At 34.4% G+C, this 7,430-nt stretch carries 7 protein-coding genes and 2 pseudogenes; all 9 read right to left on the bottom strand.

What is annotated here, in order from left to right:
* Positions 1-60: 60 nt before the first annotated feature.
* Positions 61-1,566 (bottom strand): phage portal protein, encoded by a 1,506-nt coding sequence (locus KVT34_RS29060; protein WP_217563163.1) that lies wholly within the window; start codon positions 1,564-1,566, stop codon positions 61-63.
* Positions 1,567-1,762: 196 nt separating this feature from the next.
* Complete coding sequence (locus KVT34_RS29055; protein WP_217563162.1) at positions 1,763-3,064, bottom strand: PBSX family phage terminase large subunit; 1,302 nt, start codon at positions 3,062-3,064, stop codon at positions 1,763-1,765.
* Complete coding sequence (gene terS / locus KVT34_RS29050) at positions 3,039-3,884, bottom strand: phage terminase small subunit (RefSeq protein WP_217563161.1); 846 nt, start codon at positions 3,882-3,884, stop codon at positions 3,039-3,041. Before terS ends, KVT34_RS29055 begins: the two co-directional genes overlap by 26 nt.
* 14 nt (positions 3,885-3,898) lie before the next feature.
* Positions 3,899-4,117 carry a hypothetical protein gene (locus KVT34_RS29045; RefSeq protein WP_217563160.1) on the bottom strand — a complete coding sequence of 73 codons (219 nt, stop codon included), beginning with the start codon at positions 4,115-4,117 and terminating at the stop codon, positions 3,899-3,901.
* A gap of 868 nt (positions 4,118-4,985) precedes the next feature.
* Positions 4,986-5,228: pseudogene (locus KVT34_RS32105) on the bottom strand (Gp49 family protein); the annotation flags it as partial.
* A 406-nt stretch (positions 5,229-5,634) separates the two neighbouring features.
* A pseudogene (locus KVT34_RS29035) lies at positions 5,635-6,123 on the bottom strand (sigma factor-like helix-turn-helix DNA-binding protein).
* 143 nt (positions 6,124-6,266) lie between these two features.
* Positions 6,267-6,593 (bottom strand): zinc-finger domain-containing protein, encoded by a 327-nt coding sequence (locus tag KVT34_RS29030; RefSeq protein ID WP_217563158.1) that lies wholly within the window; start codon positions 6,591-6,593, stop codon positions 6,267-6,269.
* The gene (locus tag KVT34_RS29025) at positions 6,590-7,117 is read right to left on the bottom strand and encodes a Holliday junction resolvase RecU (RefSeq protein ID WP_217563157.1); all 528 of its coding nucleotides are present in this window, start codon (positions 7,115-7,117) and stop codon (positions 6,590-6,592) included. The genes KVT34_RS29030 and KVT34_RS29025 overlap by 4 nt, the downstream gene beginning before the upstream one ends.
* Before the next feature lie 16 nt (positions 7,118-7,133).
* Entirely contained in the window at positions 7,134-7,259 is a 126-nt protein-coding gene (locus KVT34_RS29020; protein WP_217563156.1) for a DUF3983 domain-containing protein, read from the bottom strand.
* Positions 7,260-7,430 lie beyond the last annotated feature (171 nt).

The raw sequence follows: 7,430 nt of genomic DNA, 5'->3' as shown, positions 1-7,430 counted from the left end.
CATTGTAGATATCTACTACAAATATAGAGAGTTGCTGTAACTTCTCAGGAGGCAGTGCCATTATCCTTCATCTCCTGAGTTATTATTCTGTTTTGGGTTGTTCATACCAAAGAAATCTATATTTTCAGGGGTAATGGTTTTATTTTCTGCAAGTACCTCCTTCAATAGCGCTTCAGCTTCTTCTGCAGTTACACCATGAATCTTCATAATTGCGCGTTTCTTGCTGTTTAATCCGTTAGAAATCAATATGACTTGTTTATTTATTTCAGCAGCAGCATCTTCTGCGATACTATCGTCAAAAGTAACTGTAACCTCGTATTCTCCTGTGGGACCGTTAAATTCACCATATAGAACAGCAATATCAATAATGCTATCAACTAATTCTTGTATACCATCTTCAATAATTGTTTCATGGGACTGCTTCGTTCTAAACGTCTTAGAATTCTCACTGACAACCTCAGTAGCAGTTTTAACTCCTTGCCCATCAAAGCTGAATGCACCCGCAGAGAAACCAATTTGAGAAGACAAATAGTTTAATAATGCATTAATAGCAGAAATATGTTCTTCCACTCTTAACTCAACAGACATATCTTGAATGTGTTTCATCCCATCATCAAAGTTAAATGCCTGGAATACTTCATCATCTGCATCAAAGTAACGTAATTGTGCCCCGGTTTCTGGATCTATTACAGTTCTAATTGCATTATGCGGTACCAAAATACGTTTTTTACCTAAAATGAACTCTCTTTGGAAGCTGTCAAATGCAATATCAATCGATTTAAGTGTATCTAGTGCATTGGCATAAATAGAAATTCCCAAAGGTGAGCCAATATCTAAGTTATTAGCAGTATTAGGCTTAAAGTATTTAAAAGTAGGCCGTGATAGGTTCTCTATATATACTGCTTCTTCTAAATTAGGATATAACTCTGCTAATGGAACCTTTACACCTAATTCATGCTTATTATCGCTTTTATACAGCTCATTCTTGATGATGTATGTGCCATTCTCAACTAAATGCCATTCTAGCAGCGTATACTTTTTGCCGCCTTTAAACGCTTCAGTAATAAATACACATTCTGTTATCTGTTTATTGTCCCAGGTAATCGGTATGAAACAGTCTGCTGTAACAAATGAAAGTTTAATGCCATTATCCCAGTAGACCTTAATAACCATCCCACCAAGCGCAAAGCTGTACTCTAAGTACCTTTGAAACTCTTTTATAAAGTTATTTTCATCAAGAACATTTTTGATATTCTTTGATAGATCCTTATCAGATATGTTAATTGTGCATTTTTCATTAAATACAAGAGTAGCCATTTCTTGCGTCACAACTTTGGCCATATTTAAAGTGGCTCGTTTTCGCTGCTTCTGCCCCTCTACTGTTTTGTATTGAACATCATGCCATTCTTTGTAATACCCACTATACAAAGCTTTCCAGGTGTCTATAAATTCATAGGATTCGTCATTTACCTGTATATCCTTGTGGTCGGATACCTTTTTTATCCCACTAATCAGGCCCATTTTGTACAACACCTGCCTTATGCCGGAGATGAGCTTCTTAAACACTACATCACCTACTTTACATATTATTAATGTGAACCTAATACCAACCTATTGCTTCGCTAACAACGCGCTAATAATTACATAACATAAATGTATTAATGCAGTAACGTTAAGCCAACAGATAATAAACAACAGCCTTACATTAATGTTAGTATTAACGTTAACATTACAGTAATTAATTAATAACGTTATAAATCTATTAATATTTCAATTTCAATTTCTGCAGGTTATCATTAACATAATATTGAAATGCATCACACGTATGATCGTCTACTTTAAGTACTTCAGGGTTAGGCGTCTGCAAGGTTTTAGCGTCCCACTGATATCGCTTGTGTTCCTCATAAAACACCTTGTTGTTTTCTGTATCCAAAATAAAAAAACGTCCCTGTGATAATAAATCGTAGACGTTTTCTATCATCGTTACTTTCTTTTTCTTTGCAACGGGATGCAGTCGAACACCATAATCTTTAAAGTACTGGTTACGCAAGCCACCCTCTGCAGAATCGATAGTTTGTTGGTCAATGTATCTTCTAAATATAGCAGTAGCATTTGTCACGAATTCATTTAAGTCCACTGAGAACTCACTAGGTGCCCGTTTAACGACTTTGTTTTCAGGTGAGTAATAATATGTATCTAATAGGATTACATTTCCCTTCTTCGTGAATCCAAAGGCTAAATAAGTAGTAGCGGAAACCTGGTGCCCTGTATCGATGGCAATATCAATTAATATTAAGTCGTCATCTTCAGGTAGTTGGCTGATTAAGTTAAAATGATTCATGTTATAAACCATGTCACCTAAACCGATAACATCACCTTTGTACATCCAACGCCAATACTCAATATCCGTTTCCTTGTACTTTTCAATCTTTCGAATAAGCTGCTTAGATAAGAAACCTTTTTCATCTTCTAAATACGTGCTGTGATGTATAAAGAAATCTTCATCGTTCGCTTTATTATCCTTGAATTCATTTACCCAAGCATAAGGGTTACGCGGTGGATTGTAAGAGTAATAGACTTTCACCTCTTTATCTCCTAAATCCTGACGAATAAATGTATCCTCTACAATATCAATATCCTCTATACCTGCAAACTCTGCCAATTCCTCAAACCACACGGCCATAACATAACCTCTAGCGATTTTAGCAGATTTAACTTTCATAGGGTCATCGCAGCCATAGAAATAAAAAGCTGTTCCTGTATCCTTATGACGTATAACAAGCGGTGATTGACCGAAAAAGAACTCATCTTCTAATTTCAGCATATATATCGCCCATTTTATCTGCTCATATACAGAAGTAGAAAGATACTTTGCTACTTTACGTAGTATAACTATATTACCGTTTGGGTCTTCCATAAAATCAGTTACAAGCCTCAATGAAATAACAGATGACTTCATTGAAGAACGGCCACCTGACAAAAGGTTTCTTGATCTATCATCATTTAACCAAAAATCATAGAAATTAGGGTTTATTAAATCAAGTATTTCTATTACTTCGCTCATTTAATATCCTTCTCATTTCGTCTTTATCGTTAACAATGATAGTACCCGTACTCTTATTCCCTTTGTCAGTAACTTCTTTTACTTCTGCTTCTGCTTTTTGTACATTAAGCTGCATCATCTTGAGTTCTAACCTACGTTTATCGTTCTTATTTGCTAATTCATCAAACTGTTTAATTAAGTTACGGAATTCAGCAAAAGCCCGTGACTGTGCATTTAATAAGTTCGCTTGTTTGTCCCAAGCAAATTGAATGTCCCACTCTTCATCTAATCCATGTTCGTTCATTTTTTGTTTTCTTAACTCTCGTGTAGTATCATCCTTGTCTTGTACAAACATGATATTCTGAGAGTAAATGATATTGGAATAGTGCAGTAAAATACTCTCCCAAATCATGGATACTGGATCATTCTGAAAAGCTCGGGCCAATTCTGTCTTAAGTTCAAATACTTCTGCAGGAAGGTACTTTCTAAATAAGCCATGCGTAACAGCATTATCATTACCTACTGGTGCACCATGACCAACAGCATTTTTATTTCCAGCAGGTGGACCACCTTTATTACCTACTGCATTTTTGTTCCCTTTTGGCGCTCCACGTTTTGCAGTACTACGTTCTTTATTTGTAGTACTACATTCATTTTCTTTTGCAGTACTACATTCAGATTCATTTAATTTAGCTGCCCATTTGTCCCTACTCTTCCAGGATGAAATTGTTTTTTCAGGTTCTTGAAGCAGCTCTGCAATTTTACGATTAGAAATATCGCCGTTATGTTCTTTGAATAGCTCAAAGGCTTTATCCCTGTTCGGGCTTCTTGCTCTCGCCACTCGTCACCACCTCACTACTTACTGTCCAAGAAAACATCTATGGCTTTATCTAATACGCTAATAAGTGCCTCACGACAGTTTTTTGGTGTCATATCATCATTAAGTTCATTGTGCAAAGCTACTGCCTTTTCTAGCTTTTGCGGGTCAATATGTTGTTTTACTAATTCCACACCGATAATATTATTAATCAAATTACCAACAACAACCGTTTGCTCTTGCTTATTGAGCTTCATTCACTTCACTCCTTTTAACAAAACGATCTCGCTCTTATACATTTAGGTTTGCGATTTAGCACTTGCGATTTCATGACTCTATATTTTACATATCCATAAGCAGGACGTTGTGACCGTTCCGATTTATATTTTATGTAATTAAGAGCAATCTCTTTAATTTGTTCCCAGGTTTGCTTAAACCATTGAACAATTACCTCACACGCTTCTCTAAATAGCTCAAAAGCTCTCTGTAAATCTTCACTATCAACTTTCACAATCTCACCCCTTATCTATAAAATAAAAAAACGTCCATTTGGCCGTTAAATAGAATCTTATTTTAAAAAATCCATAACAGAAACTAATTTATACAGGGAAATGAATATTATACACACAATGACTGCCTATAATCTTATTTATGTAAACTAGGTTGTCGGGAAATGTGTTGATATCAATGCATTTGTTAAAATCCCTATAATAATCAATATGCAAGTTTTATACATCGTTGATTTTCCGGGGTTTTTCACACTGAAATACACTTATTCATTGCATAAACTTAACCTTGTTAAACTTCTGTATTTTCCGGTTCTAAAAACTTGCCTATATGATGTTTTTCAAAGAGAGCAGCGTCTTTCTCTTGAGTTGTTTGTTTTGTAAATTCTCCCAAAGACATTTCCTGCTTCTTCTCATCTAATTTAATAATGATTTCTTGCAACATTTTCTTTAATTTTTCATTTGGAACTAATTCAGGAACAATATCTACAACCTGTTTATCTGCTGTAGAAATTAAATATGAAGTAACAACTGTTAATCCCTCTAAAACTTCTAGTGCATCTTTAAATAACTCTGTATCTGTTACTGAAACATTTATACTTAGTCCTGCTGCCCTACTTTGTAGTTTGTATCCTTCTAATTCCCAAATTTTATTTTTAATTCGCTGCAAACAGATTTCTTTACCTATTGCCTCATTATAGTTAGCAGGATCTACACATGCAGAATGTTCAACAATGATAAAGCCATTAGGTAACTCTGCTGTTACTACAGTACATTTATCTAGAATCGTATTTACAGTTATATTAGAATTTGAAATAATATCTTCTACTTGTTCAGGCGTTACTGTTACTTTACTTCCCATTAACAATCCCTCGTTTCTAATAATGCTTATTGTGTACTTTTTACATAACAAAGAAAAAAAGCCCTATTACAATTAAGTAACTGGGCTTTTTACAAATTGGAGGACATTTTTTAATTTATATCAGGATCTAAATTCCGGACCCTTCTTTGAAACAACATGGTAGGCTTATATTGTTTCAAAGAAGAGCAGAAGCTCTCCTACTGACCGTTCAGACCAAACAATCTAGTTATTCTTATTACGTAAAATGAAATCAAGAGTCCTTTATAGGAGTGCAATATATAAAGGTAAAAGTTCTATGTATGAAGCAACGGGTGTCCCCAATCATTCACCATAGGTAACTGGTTTCGGCTTTCATATATAGGTGGCATTCGTAAGGCGAAAATAACCTCTTTTTAAATTAAAACATTCAAAATAGACTCCCTTCTAATTGTCTTGCTATTTTAATGTCAGATCGTTGTATTGATTTCTGGACAGTTCCCTTTGTTACTTTTAATAAATTGGAAATTTTATCCATAGATAAACAATTCCCCTTAAACATTATATAGATCTCTCTTTCTCTTTCTGTTAATGTTGGCAATGCATCTTCTTACTTAATACGCTCCCATTCTGTAATTACATTCTCTTTCGGCTTATCATCCCACTCATATAACGTTTCTGCGCTTCTTAAATACTTTTGCATTAGTAAGGGATTTACTGCAGTATTACGCTGATATGCTGCTCTACGTTCAATGCCTCTTATCGTTCCTGGTTCCTTTGCTGTACGCATCCATTCCAGTGCATAACGTAAATCAGTAATCATACTACCAATAATTGTTTTATCATTATCCGGTGCTGTTTCTTTTAAGTTTTCTAACTGATTTACTTTCTCTTTATATTGTTCAATTAGTTCCTGCATACCTTGTTCCTCCTTTTGTAATAAAAAAAGGACGTTGGTTATACATAGGAAACAGTTTCTTCCTATATATAATCAACGCCCTTAAATGTGGACTATTAATTTGTGTTTATAATTTTTTATATTTAATATGGTATGTGAAATTTTTATTTCAATCCCCGTTTCTTCAATTGAGATGTAATACACGATGGATTCTTTATGCCTAGCTTTTTTGCTATGTCTTTGAGCAACATACCTTTCTTTTTTAACTTTATAATTTTTATACAAAGTTTGTCCCAATCCTTAGGTGTTCGCACCTTAACTTCTTTTTCAATTAATGTACCGCCTAAATATATACCTAATGCATTTATTTCTTTTCCTATCTCACACTTTGTCCAACAATAACTAGCATTGCTATCCCTTTTATGCTCACAACCAGCACAATTATTATCCATTAAATCAATTATTTTTAAACGAACGGCTGCTTTATTCATGAAACATCAGGCCATTCTAATTTCTCTATATGCCTTAAATAATCTACTAAAGCACGATCAGTGCGCTCAACAATAAAAGCATGTTTTTCAAATTCTTCTCGTGGTATAGATTTTCTTCCACCCTCATATGATTCCATTACATATTTTGATACTAACGATAGTGGCACTAAATACGTCACTTTATCTTTCCAAAACTCTATTAAGAAGAAGCAAATAGCCCCCATTGTTTGTGTATCTTCTAAATAGTCAATCTGGTGCCGATGGATATTTTCTAGCGGAAAACGTGTTGTTTGCTCCGTTGACTTCGCTTCAAAGTATACCGCTCTCCCCTTATATACACCGTCATAATCTACTGTTGATTTACTTTCCCACGCACTTTTTGTTATGTTGCCTTTCTTGTCTGTTTTCAGCACCTTTACCGGTGTAGGACGTTTGTTAAATATGCCTACCTTTTTTTCCTTATACATACGATTTGAGATATTAATTAGCATTTCAAAAGGCATCCCTTTATTTCCGTAACCCATGCTGTTTCCTCCTTTTCTATTTAATAATTCCACGTTTTACAAATATATTTCTCCACGCTTCATTTACTCTATGTTTCTCAAATTGTTTAACACGACGTTTAATAGCTTTCTTTATCTTTTGCTTCTTACGATTGTTAGCCATTACAATCACCCTTTCCGTTTTATGAAAAATTCGGAATTTTTACCATTTACCTGCATTTTAATTGTTTTATTTATAAAAATATGATAATATTCACCTATAAAGCCTTTGACTTGGCTTTATACCCTTATACAAAAAGCCATGAGCCTTCACAACTCATGGCGCTTTTCCATT

Source organism: Paenibacillus sp. GbtcB18 (assembly GCF_019091125.1).
In the GTDB taxonomy this organism is placed as follows: domain Bacteria; phylum Bacillota; class Bacilli; order Paenibacillales; family NBRC-103111; genus Paenibacillus_F; species Paenibacillus_F chitinolyticus.
The sequence above is the reverse complement of the archived record's forward strand: the minus strand, read 5'-3'. Positions and strand labels throughout refer to the sequence as shown.